Origin of the sequence: Iodidimonas muriae (assembly GCF_014647255.1) — a bacterium.
GTDB classification, from domain to species: domain Bacteria; phylum Pseudomonadota; class Alphaproteobacteria; order Sphingomonadales; family Rhodothalassiaceae; genus Iodidimonas; species Iodidimonas muriae.
The window spans coordinates 39526-58522 of the sequence record NZ_BMOV01000008.1 but is presented as its reverse complement, the minus strand read 5'-3'; the positions used below and the strand labels follow the sequence as shown (position 1 = coordinate 58522).

Sequence of the window (18997 nt, the reverse complement as noted above, 5' to 3'; positions counted from 1 at the left end):
AATGCAAATCGGAGGGATGGGATGAATATCATCTGCTTGGGGGGCGGCCCTGCTGGCCTTTACTTTGCCTTGTCCATGAAAATCCACAACCCGGATCACCAGATCACGGTTTATGAGCGCAACAAGCCCGGCGATACCTTTGGCTGGGGCGTGGTGTTTTCAGACCAGACCATGCAAAATCTGCGCGACAATGATCCCCAGTCCGCACAGACCATCCTTGATGAATTGGCCCATTGGGACGATATCGACGTTCATTTCAAAGACCAGTGCATCACATCGGGCGGGCATGGCTTTTGCGGTATTGGCCGCAAGCGTCTGCTCAATATTTTGCAAGACCGTTGCCGCGAAGTAGGTGTGGAACTGGTGTTCGAGCGGGATATGTCGCCGGATCTGGAGCAGTTCAAGGACGCGGATCTTATCATTGCCTCTGACGGATTGAATTCAAAAGTCCGCACCGCTTATGCGCAATATTTCAAACCCGATGTGGATATACGGGCCAATAAATTTGTTTGGCTGGGCACCCATAAGCTGTTTGATTCCTTTACCTTTATCTTCAAGAAAACCGAGCATGGCTGGATCTGGGTCCATGCTTATCGCTTCGATAAAGACACCTCCACCTTCATTGTTGAATGTTCCAATGAAACCTATGAAGCCTTCGGTTTTGACCGGATGAGCCAGGATGAAAACTGCCGGGCCCTGGAAGCGCTGTTTGCCGACCATCTGGATGGCCATGCACTGATGAGCAATGCCCGACATATTCGCGGCTCGGCATGGATCAACTTCCCCCGTATTCTGTGCAAAAAATGGTACCATGACAAAGTGGTTCTGCTGGGCGATGCCGCCCATACGGCGCATTTTTCCATCGGATCGGGCACCAAGCTGGCTTTCGAAGATGCCATAAGTCTGGCCAATGTTTTAAACAGCAACGATCTGTCCGTGCCGGATGCTTTGGCCCGGTATCAAGAAGAACGCGAAGTGGAGGTTTTGAAGCTGCAAAGTGCAGCACGCAATTCCACCGAATGGTTTGAGCATGTGGAACGCTATACGCACTTTGATCCCATGCAATTCGCCTATTCCATGCTGACCCGGTCGCAGCGGGTGAGCCATGAAAATCTGCGCTTGCGTGACCGGGATTGGCTGGAAAATGTCGAGCGCTGGTATGCCTGCAAGGCTGCTGGCGCCGATAAGAACGAGGCCATTCCCCCCATGTTCACGCCGTTCAAACTGCGGTCCATGGAACTGAAAAACCGTATCGTCGTCTCGCCCATGTCCATGTATAGCGCCGATGATGGCACCATCAATGATTTCCACCTGGTCCATTATGGGGCTCGGGCCATGGGTGGCGCGGGCCTTGTTTATACAGAAATGACCGATGTTTCCCGTGACGGGCGCATTTCGCCGGGCTGTGCAGGCATGTATAAGCCGGACCATCTTGCAGCATGGAAACGGGTGGTGGATTTTGTCCATAGCCATAGCGAGGCGCGCATCTGCATGCAGCTTGGCCATGCAGGTCCCAAGGGCGCAACGAAAGTCGGTTGGGACGGTTATGATGTACCGCTAGACGAAGGAGCCTGGCCGATCATCGCCGCGTCAGACGTGCCATGGAGCCCCCAAAACCAAACGCCAAAGCCCATGGATCGTGCCGATATGGACCGGGTCCGCGATGACCATGTTCGGGCCGCCAAAATGGCCGATGAAGCCGGGTTCGATATGATCGAACTGCATGCCGCCCACGGCTATTTGATATCCAGCTTTCTCACCCCGCTGATGAACACCCGCACCGACAGCTATGGTGGGCCGGTGGAAAATCGCTTGCGCTATCCGCTGGAAGTCTTCCGCGCCATACGTGCCGTGTGGCCCGACCATAAACCCATGGCCGTGCGTATTTCCGCCTGTGATTGGGTCGAAGGCGATGGCATCAGTCCGGAAGATATTCTGGCAATCAGCCGCGCATTTGCCGAGGCAGGGGCCGACCTGATCGATGTATCGGCGGGGCAAACCTCCCCCAAAGCCAAGCCGGTTTATGGCCGCATGTTCCAGACGCCATTTTCCGATCAGATCCGCAATGAAGCGCATGTGGCCACCATGGCCGTGGGCAATATTTACGAGATCGATCATGTCAATTCGATTCTGGCCTCTGGCCGGGCCGATCTTTGCGCCCTTGGTCGGCCGCATCTGCTGGACCCGAACTGGGCCCTCCGCGCCGCAGCGGAACAAGGCTATCACGGCGTTGCCACCCCCAAACCCTATCTTTCGGGATTTAGCCAGCTTGAACGCAATCTCGCGCGGGCTGCGGAAATGGCCGCCGATATGCTCGAGATAAAAGCATGACCGACCTTGCCAAACAGCATGCGGTCGTCACCGGCGGCGGGACCGGCATCGGGAAAGCGATTGCAAAGCGCTTGGCCGATGCGGGGGCGGCCATCACCTTGATGGCCCGCGATGAAGAGCGGCTTCAGGCCTTGGCGACTAAGCTCCCAAAGGCTCAGGCAATCGCGGTGGACATTTGCGATGAAGCCGCTGTCGCCACTGCATTCGAGCAGGCGGCCAAACGCTTTGGTCCGGTGACCATTTTGGTGAACAATGCGGGCATTGCTCCCAGTGCGCCCTTATCCAAAACCAGCTTCGAAATGTGGCGCAAGGTGATGGCGGTCAATCTTGACGGCGTGTTCTTGTGCAGCATGGCTGTCCTTGCCGGCATGAAAGAGCACGGTTTTGGGCGCATCATCAATATTGCCAGCACCGCCGGATTGAAGGGCTATCCTTATGTCAGCGCCTATGTGGCTGCCAAACACGGGGTCATTGGGCTGACACGGGCCATGGCGCTGGAACTTGCCCGCACATCCATCACGGTGAATTCTATTTGCCCCGGCTTTACCGATACGGATATCGTAAGGCGCTCTGTTGACATCATAATGAAGAAAACCGGCCGCACGGAAACCGAAGCCCTAGCCGAACTCGCAAAGGACAATCCGCAAAAGCGGTTGATCACACCGGACGAAATCGCCGCACAAGCACTGTGGCTCTGTTCGTCTGACGCAGGTTCGATAACGGGGCAAGCCCTTGCGATTGCCGGAGGTGAGGTAATGTGAATGACCCATCTACCAAAGACTTTTCCTGAAAAGCTGGGGGGCGCGCCCCATAGCAAGCAGTCTTTGAGGCTGTGGTTGCGGATGCTGAGTTGCACCATCCTGATCGAAAACACCATTCGCAACCGGCTGGCAGAGCAATTCAGCACCACCTTGCCGCGCTTTGATGTGCTGTCCGCCTTGGAGCGCCACCCCGATGGGCTGACCATGGGAGAATTGTCACGTTTCCTGATGGTTTCCAATGGCAATGTCACCGGCCTTGTATCCCGGCTTGAAGCGGACGGTTTCGTGGTCCGTAGCCGCGCCCCCAAAGACCGCCGCACCCATTATGTGAAGCTGACCGATAAAGGCATGGAACAATTCAAGGCCATGGCCCATGTGCATGAAAACTGGATCGATGAAATGTTCGCCAGCATATCGGTGGAGGAAGAAAACCGTTTGATGGACGATCTGCGGCAGGTGCAAAATTCCGTCATCCGCAGCAATCCGGAGAAAAACCCGTCATGACATCGCAAAAAGCAGAGCCGGGCCAAATCCTGTGGGACATCAAAGGCCGGGTGGTCACCGTGACCCTGAACCGTCCCGACCGTAAAAATCCCCTGACCTTCGGGATTTATGCCGATCTGCGCGACCGCTTCCGGGCGCTGGCCTATGACGACCAGATCAAGGCCGTGGTTATAACCGGCGCGGGCGGAAATTTTTCTTCCGGCGGCGATGTGCATGAAATCATCGGTCCTTTGACAAAGATGGACATGCCGCATTTGCTTGAATTCACCCGCATGACCGGAGATCTGGTAAAGGCCATTCGCGGCTGCCCGCAGCCCGTAATCGCCGCGGTGGACGGCATTTGTGTGGGCGCCGGGGCCATCATCGCCATGGCGTCCGATCTGCGTTATGGCACGCCGGATTGCAAAACGGCGTTTCTGTTTACCCGCGTGGGTCTTGCGGGCTGCGATATGGGAGCCTGCGCCATTCTGCCCCGCATCATCGGACAAGGACGCGCCTCGGACCTGTTGTTTTCCGGCCGGATAATGCGCGCAGAGGAAGGCGAACGCTGGGGCTTTTACAATCGCCTTGTGCCTGCAACCGATCTTTTGGCCGAAGCGCAAAAAACCGCTCATATGCTGGCCCATGGCCCCACATTTGCCCATGGCGTCACCAAGAACCAGTTGAATATGGAATGGGACATGAGCCTGGATGCCGCCATCGAGGCCGAAGCACAGGCTCAGGCCATCTGCATGCAAACCAAAGATTTCGTGCGTGCCTATGAGGCGTTCGTCAAAAAGGAAACCCCGATTTTCGAGGGCGATTGATGGCAGATAAAAGTTTTCTCGATTGGCCGTTTTTTGACGATCACCACCGCAGCCTTGCCCATGATCTGGATGTCTGGGCGAAACAGGAGATCGCGCCTTTAGAAGAAGCCGCCCATGAAAATCAAGCGGCGGTGGACGCGTTATGCGGCACCATTCTGGGCCGCCTCGCCGCGGCCGGATGGCTGCGTTATGTGGTGCCGAAAGCCCATGGTGGGATGTTTGATACGCTGGATGTGCGGTCATTGTGCCTGATCCGCGAAACGCTGGCCCGCCATTCGGGATTGGCGGATTTCGTATTTGCCATGCAAGGGCTGGGAAGCGGCACCATCAGCCTGTTTGGCAGCCCCGACCTACAAGCCCGTTACCTCCCCGAAGTGGCCAAGGGCAAAAAAGTGGCGGCCTTTGCACTATCGGAGCCGGATGCAGGATCGGATGTGGCAGCCATGCGCACCACCGCCACCCCCATATCGGACGGTTATCTGGTCAATGGCGAGAAAACATGGATCTCCAATGGCGGGATCGCGGATTTCTACACTCTGTTTGCCCGCACGGGGGAAGCGCCGGGGGCGCGCGGCATTTCCGCCTTTGTGGTGGATGCCCAAACGCCGGGACTATCCATTGCCGAACGTATTCCGGTGATCGCCCCGCATCCTTTGGCGCGTTTGTCATTTAAAGATATGATGGTGCCACAGGAAAACCGCCTGCATGAAGCCGGATCGGGCTTCAAGGCGGCCATGGCAACGCTGGATATTTTCCGCTCCACCGTGGGGGCCGCCGCCCTTGGATTTGCCCGCCGCGCTTTGGAAGAATCCAGCCACCGCGTCACCAACCGGCATTTGTTCGGTGCCCCCATGGCCGCGTTGCAACTGGTGCAGGCGCAAATCGCCGACATGGCTTTGGATATTGATGCCAGCGCGCTTTTAATCTACCGCGCCGCTTGGACAAAAGATGTCAAGAAAACGCGGGTAACGCGGGAAGCCGCCATGGCCAAACTTTATGCCACCGACCATGCCCAAAACAGCATCGACAAGGCCGTACAGATTTTTGGCGGCCTTGGTGTGCGCTCTGGCCATCCGGTGGAAAAGCTCTACCGCGAAATCCGCGCCCTGCGCATTTATGAAGGCGCATCGGAAGTGCAAAAGCTGATCATCGCCCGACAGGTTCTGGAACAATAAAGCGTATTTTCAGGTTTCGTCCCCATCGCGCCATCGGGGTGCCGTGAGACGACGCCGCCCATCCCGGCTCAAACGCACAGTCGGGTCATCCAGATCCAGACGATCCCAAAGCTTGCATGTCACTTGCTTGTGCTTTTGATCCAGCCCTTCGCAATAATTGGTATATTCGCACAGGCGCACGGCATCACCCAGCCCCATGCGCATTTTACGCCACCAATCAGGGTCCGCCAGCGATTGCCGCGCCGCGCCGATGATATCCGCTTGACCCGCAGCCAAAATCCCTTCCGCCTGCTGGAAATTATGGATGCCGCCGGTCACCACCACCGGCGTTTCAAAGCCAGCCTCCCTGATGGCCATACGGATTTGGGCTGTGGGGCCGATATTACGCCCATAAGGCCCCCGTTCGTCGGACAAGAATTGCGGCATACATTCATAACCGCTTGGCCCGGTATAGGGATAGGCCGCAGCACCGGGCTTTGGCTGCATCGCATCTTCAAATTTCCCCCCACGCGAAGTGGAAAGGAAATCCATTCCGGCGCGGGCAAAGGCCACCCCGAACCGGGTGGATTCAGACAATCCGGTGCCGCCCTTGATACAATCTTCCGTCAAAAAACGGCAGCCCACCGCATAGCCCTTCCCCACCGCATCACGCACAGCAAAATACACGTCCAAAGGCAAGCGAAGCCGATGCTCCGGCACGCCTCCATAGCCATCGGTTCTGGTATTAAGCGCGGATAGGAACGATGCCATTGTATAGGCATGGGCATAATGCAGCTCCACCCCGTCAAAACCGGCTTCTTTGGTTCTGCGGGCCGCATCGGCAAAAAGGCCGGGCAAAGTCTGCGGCAGATCGCGGATATGGGGGAGATGGGTATCTGTCACCCGCTCCCGATAGCCCATTTCAAGCGCTTCCCATTCGCGGGGGCTTAAAACCCTTTTCAGCGCTTCATCATCCAGTGTTTTCAGATATGCGCGTATATCGGCGTCTGAGGCATGGGCCATATTCAGCACATCACGGTGCCGGTCGGTCAGCTCCAGATAACGATCGAAATATGTTTCGGGCTTTGGACGACGGCGAATGGCCAAAAAATCGATCAATTGAATCAACAGCCGCGTCTGCCCGCCGCTTTCTTCGTGCACCCGTTTCACCAGTTTTTGAAGGCCGGGTAAAAAGCGATCATCCCCGATGCGCAATAAGGGACCGCTGGGAATATCACGGATACCCGTCGCCTCCACAACGATAGCGCCGGGGCGGCTTTGCGCAAATCGCCCGTACCAATCCAACACCTCGTCGGTGACGAACCCATCTGCGCTGGCACGCCACGGCACCATGGCCGGAACCCAGCTGCGCTCCTTGAGAAACAGCGGCCCCGCTTCAAGTGGAGAGAACAACCGAGCGGCTTTCGCTTGCACTTCATCGGGCCAGGAACCGGCGCTTGACGGATAAGCAATTCTTTGTCGTGGCTTGTACATGGGCGTAGAGTACGCTAGAACGCCATTAGTTTAAACATAAAATGAATGGAGCCATTTGAACGCTCCAACGCCTCGAAGGAAAGAAACTATGGATATTTTATTGCCGGATGGCTGGCCGCGCCCCAAAGGCTATTCCAATGGCCTTTCCACCCGTGGCCGACAGATTTTCGTTGCGGGCCAAGTGGGTTGGGATACCCAAGGGCGCTTCCCGCCCGATTTCGCCGGGCAGTTCCGCCAAATTCTTGAAAATACCCTGGCGGTTTTGAAAGCAGGCGATGCGGCCCCCCATCATATTGTCCGCATGACATGGTATATTGTGGACATAGATGGCTACCGGTCGTCTTTGCCGGATATCGGCGCCATTTACCGCACTCTGATCGGCGCACATTATCCCACCATGACAGCGGTACAGGTGGCGGGGCTGGTGGAGCCTGATGCCCTTTTGGAAATCGAAACCACGGCCATTGTGCCCGATTGAAAAGCTTTAAAGTCCGGGGCTTTTCTTTGAGCCTGAAGCGCTTATTGCTGCCGCCTTCAAGATTAATGCTTTATTTTTAAAATATTTGTTTTATCCACATACGTTTCATGCATAAAATATCCTCTCAGAGTCTCGGCAAGGGACTGGAAAAATGGGAGGACACGATGTCACGGCTTATTTGTTACCAAGCGAAGCCTGTTCGCCATAAAGCAACCTGCGCCAGCGCATTTGCCATGGCCGTAGTTTTAACCACGACACCTGCCCCCGGCGCTCTCGCGCAAACCGATCCTGCACAAAATCCCTCTGGCGGGCGCGATGCTATCGAGGAAATCACCGTCACCGGCCAAAAGCGTGGCCCGCAACGGGTGCGTGATGTGCCCGCCGCCATTCAGGCCATCGGCGGCAATACCATCGACGATATGTTGGCCACGGAATTCTCTGATCTGGCGGGGATGATCCCCAGCCTGCAATTTCAAGATCTCGGCCCCGGCGACAAGGAATATATCATCCGCGGCGTCAACAGCTCGGGCACCGCAACCGTTGGCGTTTATTATGATGAAGCGGTCATCACCGCGCGTAACAAACAGGATGGCGGCGGCCGGCAAGCAGATATCGAACTGCATGATCTGGCCCGCATCGAAGTGCTGAAAGGCCCGCAAGGCACCCTTTATGGGGCCAGCTCCATGAGCGGCACCATCCGCTTCATCCCCAATGAAGCCGATCCTTCGGCTGTTGATTTCAATGTGGAAGGTGAAATTTCCACCACCGATAATGGCGGCACCAATTACCGCACCAATGGCATGCTGAACCTGCCCATCATCAAAGACAAGCTGGCGGTGCGGGCTGTCGGCTGGATCAGTGATGAAGCGGGTTATATCGACAATGTGCGCCTTGGCCTGAAAGACATCAATTCCAATAATGTGGAAGGCGGCAGAGTGTCTGTGCGCTGGCTGCCCACCGATCGGCTGGAACTAAGCGTTGCCGCCCTCATTCAGAACCGCGATGTAGGCGGCAGTTCGCGTTTTTCCACCAGCTACCAACCCGCCTATCTGGAAAATCTGCAAGCCTTTGGCTTTGATGCGCCCGCTTTGGGGGATCTCACCAATCAGGATTTCACCGTCAATGATTGGGATGAAAGCATCGAGCTTTATAGCGTAAAAGCTCAATATGATGCGGGCTTTGGCAGCTTTTTCGCCACCTCTAATTATTTCGAGCGCGATGTCACCTTCCGCTTCGATTCAACGCCTGTCTTGCTGTTTTTCGGCGCCCCCGCAGCGGCTCTTACAAGGCAGCCGCAAAAGCGCGAATTATGGAGCCATGAACTACGCTTCGCCTCCAGCCTTGATGGTCCTGTCAATTTCGTCATCGGCGGATTTTTATCCCGCGAAGACAAGGATTTCGATGTGGAAGTGGTGGCCACCAATGAATTGGGACTTCCCCTTGGGCCGTTCGACATCACCAAGGATTTCTTCCTTGATGGCCCGCCCAATGCCGCCATTTTCGGGCGCACCAAATCCGATGAACTGGATCAAGAAGCCCTGTTTGGCGAAGTAACCTTAGAGGCCACAAACAAGCTGTCATTGACCTTTGGCGGGCGGTACTTCAATTTCGATATTGTCTCTAGCGGTTTGGAAACAAAGCCTTTTGTCGGCTTCAATAATGAAACCCGCGCCGTTGATATTTCTTCCGGCTCCGACACCTTCCAGATCAAGGGCAATGCCTCTTATAAAGTGAATGACGACCATCTGGTCTATTTCACCGCAGCGGAAGGCTTTCGCGTCGGTGGCACCAATGATGCCGCCATCAACCCCACCGGTGTGCCCGTGCCGGAAGGCTTCGATCCCGACAGCCTGTGGAATTATGAAATCGGCTGGAAAGGCGGATTTTTTGATAATCGTCTTGTGGTGAATGCTGCCGCCTTCGTGATCTTGTGGGATAATATTCAGGTGGAAGGCCTTGATCCATCCGGAGCCTTTCCCATCATCACCAATGCCGGTGAAGCGGAAATCGACGGCATCGAATTCGATGTTACCATCCGCCCCATTGCAGGGCTGGATCTCAGCTTTGGTGGCTCATGGCAAGATGCCCGCATCACCGAAAGCCAGCCCTTGTCCGATCCTTTATCCCCCAGCTTTGATCCCAATGCCGGACTGAAGGGCGATCAATTGCCCAATGTGCCGGATTTCCAAGGCTTTGCCGCGGCACAATATGAACGCCCCCTCACCAGCGATCTTGATGGGCTCGTCCGGATCGACATCAGCTATCGCGGCAGCGTTGATACGCAATTCCGCGAAACCAGTCCCTTTAATGTGCCGCTTGACAGCTACACCATCGTCAATCTGAAAGCGGGGATAACCAACGACCATTGGGATCTCTCGGTCTTTGCGAAAAACCTGTTCGATAAACGGGCGCAGGTGGATGCCATCAATTCGGCGCAAGACCCCCTTTCTTTTGTCACCGTCCGCCCCTTCACATTCGGAGGTCATGTGGCCTACCGTTTCTGACCACAGCCCCCATGGTATCTGGCACCGCCCACAGGCATGTCTCGCCAACCGGCGGTGCCTTCCTATAATAAAGGCAATCCGATGAGTACGCCCCATATCGCCGCCAAGAAACCCTGTCTCGTTACCTTGAAACGGAAGGGAAAAGCCTATTTCTGGTGCCAATGCGGCCTCAGCAAATCCCAGCCCTTTTGTGATGGCTCCCATAAAGGCACCGGCTTTGAACCCTTGATCTATAAAGCGAAAAAAGATGGCGAAGAGGTGCTGTTTTGCGCCTGTAAGCAAACCAGAAACCCACCTTTTTGCGATGGCTCGCACAATGCTCTGGACGATAGCTATGAAGAAGCCAGCCAAGAAGACATTGCCGCCAGCGCGTCCCTGCCCATCATACCGCCCGATGAAAAGGGCAAGGCGGTGCTTGATGGCGGCTGCTATGTGGTAACGCCAACAAAGACCACAGCCCATCATGTGGGGGGCTGGCAGATACGACCGGTGATTGCAGGCCGTGACGGGGCCAGATTTTTATCGCAGTTTTTGCTCCAACCCGGCGCCGATGCCCAGGCCTTGATGGTCGAAGGCAGTGAAATGGTCCTGTTTTTGAATCAGGGATCGGCCCACATCACCATCGGCGGGAAAATATTCAAGGCAGGACCGCAAACCGGGTTTTATGTGCGCCCCGGCGAAGGGTTTCATGCTCGCTCCTTATCCGATACCCCCATCGAACTTTCCTGCGTGATATGCCCCACCGGCCCCGAACCAACGCCGCTTGATACCATGCCGGACATATTTGATGACCGCATTCCCCAGCGCATGATGGCCATGGACCCGGCCAAAAGACAGACCATGGCCGACCGGTTTTATCAGGTGCTTGTGGGCGAAGATATGGGATCAAAGCAGGTGACACAGTTTATCGGCGAGATCCCTCGGTCACGGGCGGCAGCCCACCGGCATCTTTATGAAGAAGCCATCACGATTCTCAGTGGCGAGGGCTTTATGTGGACAGAAAATGCCCGCGCCGCTGTAAAGCCCGGCGATGTGATTTTCCTGCCCAAAAAACAGCTTCATTCGCTGGAATGTACCAGCGAAAGCGGTATGCGGCTGATGGGAGCCTTTTATCCCGCAGGCAGCCCGGCTATCAATTACTGAACAGCTTTATTTATGGGGGCCAGACGATGATAACGCCAAACCGCAAGCAAGAGCGCGCGCATGTCTAAGGATGCGCCCATCAATGCCGTCGCCGCGCAGCGCTGGTCTTCGCGCATGACATTTGTTTTGGCCGCCGCCGGCGCGGCTGTGGGTTTGGGAAATTTATGGCGGTTTCCCTTTGTTGCCGCAGACAATGGCGGCGGTGCCTTTGTGGTGATCTATCTTTTGGCCGTGGCGGGGATCGGTTTTCCCATCATGCTGGCGGAACTGGCCATTGGACGGCACGGACGGTCCAATGCCGAACTGTCCATTGCCCGCGTCATTGGCGAAGCAGGGGCAAACAAGGCGTGGCGCATCATCGGGGCCTTGAGCATTTTCATCCCCTTCATCGGCATCGGCTATTATTCCGTGGTGGCGGGATGGGTGGTGGATTATCTGCTGTCTTTTATCGCAAGCGGCGGTTTCGGCTATGATAACCCTGCCCAATATCAACAGCGCTTTGATGATCTGATGGCCTCGCCGGCGCGGCTTTTGGGCCTGCATTTTCTGTTCATGCTGGCTGTTACCTATGTGGTGTCGTTCAACATCCGTTCCGGCATCGAACGGGTGGCCAAAATCATGATGCCCGCTTTGTTTATCCTGCTGATCGGGCTGGTGCTTTATGGCTTTTTGGAAGGCGATTTCCAAAAAGGTGCACAGTTTTTGCTGGCTCCAGATTTTTCAAAACTGACAGGAGAAAGTGTGCTGGCTGCCGTTGGGCAGGCCTTTTTCTCGCTGGCGGTAGGGATTGGCGCCTTAATGACCTTCGGGGCCTATCTGGACGAAAAAGCCAATCTGCCCTTGGCGGCGGCGCAAATCTGCATCGCCGATACCGCCGTGGCCATTTTGGCAGGGTTGGCCATCTTCCCCATCGTGTTCAGCTTCGGGCTGGAAACCGCGGGCGGTGAAGGCCTGGTCTTTGTGGCCCTGCCCACCGCATTCGGCCAAATGACCGGCGGGTATTTTGTCGGAAGTGCTTTTTTCATCTTGTTGTTCTTCGCCGCCTTTACCACCGGCATCGCCACTTTGGAGCCTGTCGTTTCATGGCTAGAAGGCCGCGGCCTTACCCGCCGGAAAGGCGCCATTCTTGCAGGCTTTGCCGCGTGGCTTGTAGGGGCGGCTGCGGCGTTATCCTTCAATGATTGGGAAAGCGTGTATCTGCTATCTTTCCTTCCCGGCTGGGAAACGCGCACGATTTTCGGCATATTGGATTACAGCATTTCCAATCTGTTATTGCCCATCAACGGCCTGTTGATCGCGCTTTTTGTGGGTTGGGCCTTGCCGCTCAGCCTGATCGGTGCCGATCTGGCCCGCTCCAAACATCTGATCACCCTGTGGCGGTTCTTTTTGCGCATCATTGCGCCCATCGCCATTCTTGCCATTTTGATTTTGGGATAAGCCATGTTTGATGACATCCGCAGCCATTTCCCGATTTTTGAGCACAAAGCCTATATCAATAGCTGCTCTTATGGCGCGCTGTCGCTTGAAGTGGCGGCGTCCTATCAGGCTTATCTCGATAGCCGCTTTAGCAAAGGGGCGGATTGGGAGGAATTCGTTGGCAAGAACGAAGCCGTACGCGATCTTTGTGCACAGCTGATCCATGCCGAACCCGATGAAATCGCCGTCACCACCTCGGCCTCGGCGGGGCTGAATGCGGTGATCAGCGCCATGCAACCAACATCCACACGCAACAAGGTGGTGCTGAGCGACTTTGAATTTCCCACCGTTGGCCAGATCTGGCTGGCGCAGGAAGGGCGCGGCTATGACGTGGTTCATGCCCGCCAACAGGGCGCAACCATACCCTTTTCCGAATATGAACGCTTGATCGACGACCGAACCCAAATCGTTTCCATCGCCCATATATGTTACCGAAACGGGGCCATGAACGAGGTGGAACGGATCATCCGCCTTGCCCATGATCGAGGCGCCATGGTCATCCTCGATTCTTCTCAGGCTGCAGGGGCCATCCCCATCGATGTGCGGGCGCTGAATGTGGATATCCTGATCTCGGGCGTGTTAAAATATCTGCTATCCAGCGCGGGTGTCGGCTTTTTATATGTGCGCAAAGATCATCTAAAAACGCTCAACCCCTATGCCACCGGCTGGTTTGCGCAGGAAGATGTGCACGCCATGGACATGCATCATCATATCCCCGCCCATAATGCCCGGCGCTTTGAAAGTGGGACCCCGCCCATTCCGGCGCTTTATGCGGCCCAAGCGGGGTTGCAAATGATCCTTGAAGCGGGTGTCGGCAATATCCAAAGCCATGTGCGGGAATTGACATCACGATTCATCGACGAGGTCAAAGCCATGGGCGGCACGCTGATGACCCCGGAAAGCCCCGATCGACACGGAGCGATGATCGCCGTAAAATCCACCGACGACCATAAGCTGGTGGCGGCATTGGCCGAACGCAATGTGATCACCTCGTGCCGGGACGGCAATCTGCGGGTATCGCCACATTTTTATAATTCCCATGCGGATTTCGACGCTTTGATGTCGGCGCTCAAGGACAACAGATCCTTGCTTGCCTGAAAGATTGGAGACTGTCATGTCAACCGTATCACTGCATAAACAAGGCCGTATTGGCGTCATCGCGGTGGATCATCCGCCGGTCAATGCCATCTCCCAAGCAGTGCGTGAAGGCATTATTACACAGATAAACGCCGCCAATGCCGACGATCATATTGCCGCCATTGTTCTGATCGCCAAGGGCCGTACCTTCATGGCCGGTGCCGACATCACCGAATTCGGCCTCCCTCCAAAATCTCCCGGCTTTCCTCAGGTCATCGACGCTTTGGAACAAAGCCCCAAGCCCGTGATTGCCGCCATTCACGGCACCGCATTAGGCGGCGGGCTGGAACTGGCGCTGGCCTGTCATTTCCGCATCGCCCATGAAGGCGCAAAACTCGGGCTGCCAGAAGTAACCTTGGGCATCATTCCCGGCGCCCAAGGCACCCAACGCCTGCCCCGCCTTGTGGGTTTGCCATTGGCCTTGGACATGATTGTGTCTGGCAAGCCCATCACCGCCCAAAAAGCCCATCAGGCGGGCCTTGTGGACGGTCTGGTGAAAGGCGAAGCCGATGCCTTGCCCCGGGCCGCCATCGCTTATGCAGACAAGATCATATCAGACGGCACAGCGCCGCGCCGTCTATCGCAGATGGAAGTGGCTCAAAACGGATCGGAAGCGGATCTGTTGGCCAAGGCACGGGCAGACGCCACCAAAAAAATGCGCGGCATGCTGGCGCCACAAAAGGCCATTGATGCGTTGGAAGCGGCACTGACCCTGCCCTTTGAAGATGGCGCGGCCAAAGAGCGGTCAATCCTTATTGCCTGTATGGCAAGCCCTCAATCCAAAGCCTTGCAACATGCCTTTTTCGCCGAGCGCAAGGCCGCCCGCTTGCCAAAGCACGCCCAAAACGCCACGCCGCGCCCTTTCAACCAGATTGGCATTATCGGCGGGGGCACCATGGGCTGCGGCATTGCTTTGGCGTGCCTTGGTGCAGGCCTTTATGTCACCATGATCGAGCGGGATGCAGAGGCGTTGAAACGCGCCCGGAACAGCATCCATAAAAGCCTTGATGAAAATCTGGCACGCGGACGCATTGATAAGGCCGCCCACACCACACAAGAAGCGCTGTTTTCTATCACAACGGATATGACCGCCCTTTCTAAAGCCGATATCATCATCGAAGCGGTGTTTGAAAAGATGGAGGTCAAAAAGTCCATTTTCCGCGACCTTGACAAGGTGGCGAAAAAGGGCGCGATACTGGCCACCAATACCAGCTATCTGAATGTGGATGACATCGCTTCCGTCACCGGTCGTCCGGCCGATATTTTAGGCCTGCATTTCTTTTCACCGGCCAATATCATGAAACTTTTGGAAGTGGTGGAGGCCAAAAAAACCGCTCCGGATGTGCTGGCAACGGCCATGCTTCTGGCCAAGAAAATCCGCAAGATCGCGGTGATCGCCCGTGTGTGCCACGGCTTTATCGGCAACCGGATGCTGGAAGGTTATTTGCGTGAAGCGGGGCTGTTGATGCTGGAAGGCGCGGCCCCACAGCAGATTGATAAAGCCATCCGCGATTTCGGCTATCCCATGGGACCATTACAAATGATCGACATGGCGGGGATGGATATCGGCTATATGCTGCGCAAACAATTCCCCGCAAGCCGCTTTGATCCCAATGCTTACCGGGTGATGAACCGCTTGGTGGAAATGGACCGGAAGGGCCAGAAAACCGGCGCCGGAATCTATCGCTATGAAGCCGGCAACCGCACCCCTCTCCCTGATTCGGCTGTCGATAAGATTACCGAAGAAGAGGCACAAAAGGCAGGCATCACACGGCGGACCATATCCGATGAGGAAATCATTGATCGCTGCATCTTGTCTTTGGTGAATGAAGGGGCGCGTATTCTGGAAGACCGCATCGCCATGCGCGCATCGGATATCGATGTGACCTATCTTTATGGCTATGGCTTTCCCCGTTGGCGCGGCGGCCCGATGTTTTATGCCAGCCAGCGCGGCCTTGACAAGATTTGCGACAGGATCAAACAGTTTGGAGAAACGGTGGGCACACGCTGGTGGACGCCCGCCCCCTTGCTTCAAAAACTGGCGCAAGAAGGCAAAACATTCACCGATTTCGACGCGGAATAAAAACCGCTCCCAAGAAGGGCTTGCCTTTCCGACATCTTGATTGTTCCCTACACAAAGGGGCAATGGATCGGAAAGGCTGAACATCATGCGCTATCTTCCCTTGGTGCTGATTTTTCTGGGCGCACTGGCCTGCGCTGTTTTGGGATGGCTGCTCTCTCCCCATTGGCTATGGCCGTTGATCGCATTGGGGCCTTTGATGATTTTGGGGCTTTGGGATCTGCTGCAAAGGGATCATTCCCTTTTGCGGCTTTATCCTGTCAGCGCCCATATCCGTTGGTTCTTTGAATGGCTGCGCCCTTATCTGCGGGAATATCTGTTCATCGCCGATGATGAAGGCCGCCCTTTCAGCCATGACGAACGGGCGCTGGTTTATCAACGCTCAAAAAATATCGAAGCGCTGCAGGCTTTTGGCACCAAGATGGATCTCTATTCACCGAGCTATGAATGGATCAATCACGCCATCAATGCAAAGCATCCCGATCCGGACTGTTTCCGCGTGAATATCGGCGGAGAGGCCTGCAAAAAACCATATCGCGCTTCGCTTCTCAATATCTCGGCCATGAGCTTTGGGTCTTTGGGAGCCCATGCGATCGAAGCACTTAATCTTGGCGCGAAAATGGGCGGGTTTTACCACGATACCGGCGAAGGCGGGCTCTCCCCTTATCACCAGAAGCACGGGGGCGATCTGGTGTGGGAAATCGGCACCGGCTATTTTGGCTGCCGCACCAAAGACGGGCATTTCGATCCGCATGCCTTTGCCAAAAAGGCGCAAAACGATCAGGTAAAGATGATCGAGGTAAAGCTGAACCAAGGGGCCAAGCCCGGCCATGGCGGCGTGCTGCCCGGCCCCAAGGTAACGCCGGAAATCGCCCAGACACGCGGGGTGGAGCCGTGGAAAGAAGTGATTTCGCCGCCCAGCCACACAGCATTCGATACCCCCAAAAGCATGATGCACTGGCTGACCCAATTACGGGACTTATCGGGCGGAAAGCCGGTGGGATTCAAGATGTGTCTGGGGCATCGCTGGGAGTTTCTGGCGCTCACCAAAGCCATGTTGGAAACCGGCATCACCCCGGATTTTATCGTTGTGGATGGAGCAGAAGGCGGAACCGGCGCCGCCCCCATTGAATTATCGGACCATGTGGGCACCCCCTTGCGTGAGGGGCTGGTTTTCGTGGTCAATGCCCTGATCGGCACCGGCTTGCGCGATAAAATCCGCATCGGCGTTGCCGGAAAAATCACCAATGGACATATGATGGCGGCCAATCTCGCCCTTGGGGCCGATTGGTGTAATGCCGCAAGAGGCTTCATGTTCTCTTTGGGTTGCGTTCAAACCCGAAAATGCCACACCGACCGCTGCCCCACCGGCATTGCAACACAAAATCACTGGCGACAGGCCGGGCTTGTGGTCGCCCACAAAGGCCCGCGCTGCTATCAATTCCACAAGAACACCATCCATGCCCTTGCCCATTATGTAGCCTCTGCCGGGCTGGATCATCCGTCCCAGCTTCGCCCGCATCATTTGCGGGTACGGGTCAGTGAAAATCTCGTGAATTCCGCCGATAAGATTTACGATTTTATCGCGCCCAACAGCCTTCTCGATGCACCAAAGGACACACCTTATGCCCGTTGGTGGTCGATGGCCGATGCAAACAGCTTCGCACCGCGATGTTAGGGGCCTCGCCTTAATCCTCGTCGGTGCGACGCAGCACCATCAAGCGCAGTTCCGTCATATCTTCGATGGCCCAAGTCAGCCCTTCACGGCCAATGCCGCTGTCCTTCACCCCGCCATAGGGCATATGGTCCACCCGCCATGACGGTACATCATTGATGATCACGCCCCCCACCTCCAGACGATCCCAAGCCCGATGGGCACGCAAAATATCGCGGGTAAATACGCCCGCCTGCAGGCCATAACGGCTGTCATTGGCGCGGGTCAAAGCCTCGTCGAAATCCGCAAATTCTTCCATAGCCGCCACCGGGCCAAAGGCCTCCTTGCGATATAGATCACAGTCTTTGGGCAGGTTTTCCAGTAAGGTCGCATCGACCATCACACCATCGCGCTTACCGCCCGCCAATATTTTAGCCCCGCCTTTTACCGCCGCATCAATCCATGATTTCAGCCGCTCGCCATCGCCTTCGGAAATCACCGGACCGATGAAGGTTTTTTCATCCCGCGGATCGCCCGCCACCAGATCCTTCACCTTGGAAGCCAGTGCTTGGCGCAAGTCCGCATAGATATCTTTGTGGGCAAGGATACGCTGCACGCTGATACAGCTTTGCCCCGATTGATAATAAGCACCAAAAACAATGCGCTCGGCAGCATCGGCAATGTCCGCCGTTTCATCAACGATACAGGCAGCATTGCCACCCAGTTCCAACACCACTTTCTTCTTGCCCGCCTGCCCTTTCAGCATCCACCCCACCTTGTCGGACCCTGTAAAGCTCAACAGCTTCAAGCGATCATCCTTCGTGAACGGACCGGCATTTTCCACCATACAGGTGAGCACCGAAAACGCGCCCTTGGGAAGATCCGTTTCGGCCAGAATTTCACCGATAATCAGCGCACCGATGGGGGTTTTCTCAGCCGGTTTCAACACAAAAGGACAACCCGCAGCAATGGCCGGAGCCACCTTATGAGCGGTGAGATTAAGAGGGAAATTGAATGGCGTAATCAAGGATACAGGGCCGATAGGCACCCGTTTGGTCATACCGAAATAGGCCGCCGCCCGTTCGTGATTATCAAGGGACAGAACCCGCCCTTCAATACGTTCGGCTTCTGCGGCAGCGACGCGGAAGGTTTCAATAAGGCGCACCACTTCGCCTCTGGAATCCTTGATGGGTTTCCCCGCCTCGATACACAATGCCTCGGCCAGTTCTTCCGCCCGCTCCCGAAAGCGCGCCACACAATGCTCCAGAACAGCACGACGCTGATAGCTTTTAAGGGCAGCCATGGCGGGGGCAGCATCATGGGCTGCCTGGATCGCCGCCTCGATTTCTTTGGGGCCAGCCAGTGCCACTTTCGTTGCCACCTTGCCGGAGTATTTATCCAGAACCTTTAGAGACTCATCCGTCATTACGGGTTCATTGGCGAGATAAAGGGGGTAGCTGTCTTTCAACATGACA

At 55.8% G+C, this 18997-nt stretch carries 14 protein-coding genes; 12 read left to right on the top strand and 2 right to left on the bottom strand.

What is annotated here, in order from left to right:
* Window positions 1-21 precede the first annotated feature (21 nt).
* Genes IEX96_RS11070 through IEX96_RS11050 form a run of 5 tightly spaced genes read left to right on the top strand, consistent with a single transcriptional unit; the run spans window position 22 to window position 5577 of the window.
* The gene (locus IEX96_RS11070) at window positions 22-2331 is read left to right on the top strand and encodes a bifunctional salicylyl-CoA 5-hydroxylase/oxidoreductase (protein ID WP_188873933.1); all 2310 of its coding nucleotides are present in this window, start codon (window positions 22-24) and stop codon (window positions 2329-2331) included.
* On the top strand, window positions 2328-3092 hold the full coding sequence (locus tag IEX96_RS11065; RefSeq protein ID WP_150005588.1) for an SDR family NAD(P)-dependent oxidoreductase: 765 nt from the start codon (window positions 2328-2330) through the stop codon (window positions 3090-3092). Before IEX96_RS11070 ends, IEX96_RS11065 begins: the two co-directional genes overlap by 4 nt.
* Entirely contained in the window at window positions 3093-3596 is a 504-nt protein-coding gene (locus tag IEX96_RS11060) for a MarR family winged helix-turn-helix transcriptional regulator (protein ID WP_150005587.1), read from the top strand. It begins immediately after the preceding gene.
* The gene (locus IEX96_RS11055) at window positions 3593-4402 is read left to right on the top strand and encodes an enoyl-CoA hydratase family protein (protein ID WP_150005586.1); all 810 of its coding nucleotides are present in this window, start codon (window positions 3593-3595) and stop codon (window positions 4400-4402) included. The genes IEX96_RS11060 and IEX96_RS11055 overlap by 4 nt, the downstream gene beginning before the upstream one ends.
* Window positions 4402-5577: an acyl-CoA dehydrogenase family protein gene (locus IEX96_RS11050; RefSeq protein ID WP_150005585.1), complete on the top strand. Its 1176-nt coding sequence runs from the start codon at window positions 4402-4404 to the stop codon at window positions 5575-5577. Before IEX96_RS11055 ends, IEX96_RS11050 begins: the two co-directional genes overlap by 1 nt.
* Before the next feature lie 9 nt (window positions 5578-5586).
* On the opposite strand, the gene IEX96_RS11045 is transcribed toward IEX96_RS11050, so the two are convergent.
* Window positions 5587-7050: an oxidoreductase gene (locus tag IEX96_RS11045; protein ID WP_150005584.1), complete on the bottom strand. Its 1464-nt coding sequence runs from the start codon at window positions 7048-7050 to the stop codon at window positions 5587-5589.
* Between the two features lie 88 nt (window positions 7051-7138).
* Between IEX96_RS11045 and IEX96_RS11040 the strand changes: the two genes are divergently transcribed.
* The 7 genes from IEX96_RS11040 to IEX96_RS11010 all read left to right on the top strand — a co-directional run bounded on the left by IEX96_RS11040 (window position 7139) and on the right by IEX96_RS11010 (window position 17546).
* Window positions 7139-7528: a RidA family protein gene (locus IEX96_RS11040; protein ID WP_150005583.1), complete on the top strand. Its 390-nt coding sequence runs from the start codon at window positions 7139-7141 to the stop codon at window positions 7526-7528.
* 233 nt (window positions 7529-7761) lie between these two features.
* A complete protein-coding gene (locus tag IEX96_RS11035; RefSeq protein ID WP_188873932.1) occupies window positions 7762-10032 on the top strand; it encodes a TonB-dependent receptor in 2271 nt (756 codons plus the stop codon).
* Between the two features lie 81 nt (window positions 10033-10113).
* Window positions 10114-11175 carry a CDGSH iron-sulfur domain-containing protein gene (locus IEX96_RS11030; protein WP_150005580.1) on the top strand — a complete coding sequence of 354 codons (1062 nt, stop codon included), beginning with the start codon at window positions 10114-10116 and terminating at the stop codon, window positions 11173-11175.
* A 60-nt stretch (window positions 11176-11235) separates the two neighbouring features.
* Window positions 11236-12612, top strand: a complete 1377-nt coding sequence (locus IEX96_RS11025; RefSeq protein WP_188873931.1) for a sodium-dependent transporter — start codon at window positions 11236-11238, stop codon at window positions 12610-12612.
* A 3-nt stretch (window positions 12613-12615) separates the two neighbouring features.
* Window positions 12616-13749 (top strand): aminotransferase class V-fold PLP-dependent enzyme, encoded by a 1134-nt coding sequence (locus tag IEX96_RS11020; RefSeq protein WP_150005577.1) that lies wholly within the window; start codon window positions 12616-12618, stop codon window positions 13747-13749.
* Between the two features lie 16 nt (window positions 13750-13765).
* Entirely contained in the window at window positions 13766-15871 is a 2106-nt protein-coding gene (locus IEX96_RS11015) for a 3-hydroxyacyl-CoA dehydrogenase NAD-binding domain-containing protein (RefSeq protein ID WP_150005576.1), read from the top strand.
* 85 nt (window positions 15872-15956) lie between these two features.
* Window positions 15957-17546 carry an FMN-binding glutamate synthase family protein gene (locus IEX96_RS11010; RefSeq protein WP_188873930.1) on the top strand — a complete coding sequence of 530 codons (1590 nt, stop codon included), beginning with the start codon at window positions 15957-15959 and terminating at the stop codon, window positions 17544-17546.
* Window positions 17547-17556: 10 nt separating this feature from the next.
* Here IEX96_RS11010 and IEX96_RS11005 read toward each other — a convergent pair whose 3' ends face one another.
* Window positions 17557-18993 carry an aldehyde dehydrogenase family protein gene (locus IEX96_RS11005; protein WP_150005575.1) on the bottom strand — a complete coding sequence of 479 codons (1437 nt, stop codon included), beginning with the start codon at window positions 18991-18993 and terminating at the stop codon, window positions 17557-17559.
* Window positions 18994-18997: the final 4 nt, after the last annotated feature.

Coding starts and splice junctions, on each gene's coding strand:
- IEX96_RS11050 (WP_150005585.1), top strand. CDS start 4,402: ATGGCAGATAAAAGTTTTCTCGATTGGCCGTTTTTTGACGATCACCAC.
- IEX96_RS11015 (WP_150005576.1), top strand. CDS start 13,766: ATGTCAACCGTATCACTGCATAAACAAGGCCGTATTGGCGTCATCGCG.
- IEX96_RS11040 (WP_150005583.1), top strand. CDS start 7,139: ATGGATATTTTATTGCCGGATGGCTGGCCGCGCCCCAAAGGCTATTCC.
- IEX96_RS11020 (WP_150005577.1), top strand. CDS start 12,616: ATGTTTGATGACATCCGCAGCCATTTCCCGATTTTTGAGCACAAAGCC.
- IEX96_RS11065 (WP_150005588.1), top strand. CDS start 2,328: ATGACCGACCTTGCCAAACAGCATGCGGTCGTCACCGGCGGCGGGACC.
- IEX96_RS11035 (WP_188873932.1), top strand. CDS start 7,762: ATGGCCGTAGTTTTAACCACGACACCTGCCCCCGGCGCTCTCGCGCAA.
- IEX96_RS11070 (WP_188873933.1), top strand. CDS start 22: ATGAATATCATCTGCTTGGGGGGCGGCCCTGCTGGCCTTTACTTTGCC.
- IEX96_RS11010 (WP_188873930.1), top strand. CDS start 15,957: ATGCGCTATCTTCCCTTGGTGCTGATTTTTCTGGGCGCACTGGCCTGC.
- IEX96_RS11005 (WP_150005575.1), bottom strand. CDS start 18,993: ATGTTGAAAGACAGCTACCCCCTTTATCTCGCCAATGAACCCGTAATG.
- IEX96_RS11060 (WP_150005587.1), top strand. CDS start 3,093: ATGACCCATCTACCAAAGACTTTTCCTGAAAAGCTGGGGGGCGCGCCC.
- IEX96_RS11030 (WP_150005580.1), top strand. CDS start 10,114: ATGAGTACGCCCCATATCGCCGCCAAGAAACCCTGTCTCGTTACCTTG.
- IEX96_RS11045 (WP_150005584.1), bottom strand. CDS start 7,050: ATGTACAAGCCACGACAAAGAATTGCTTATCCGTCAAGCGCCGGTTCC.
- IEX96_RS11025 (WP_188873931.1), top strand. CDS start 11,236: ATGTCTAAGGATGCGCCCATCAATGCCGTCGCCGCGCAGCGCTGGTCT.
- IEX96_RS11055 (WP_150005586.1), top strand. CDS start 3,593: ATGACATCGCAAAAAGCAGAGCCGGGCCAAATCCTGTGGGACATCAAA.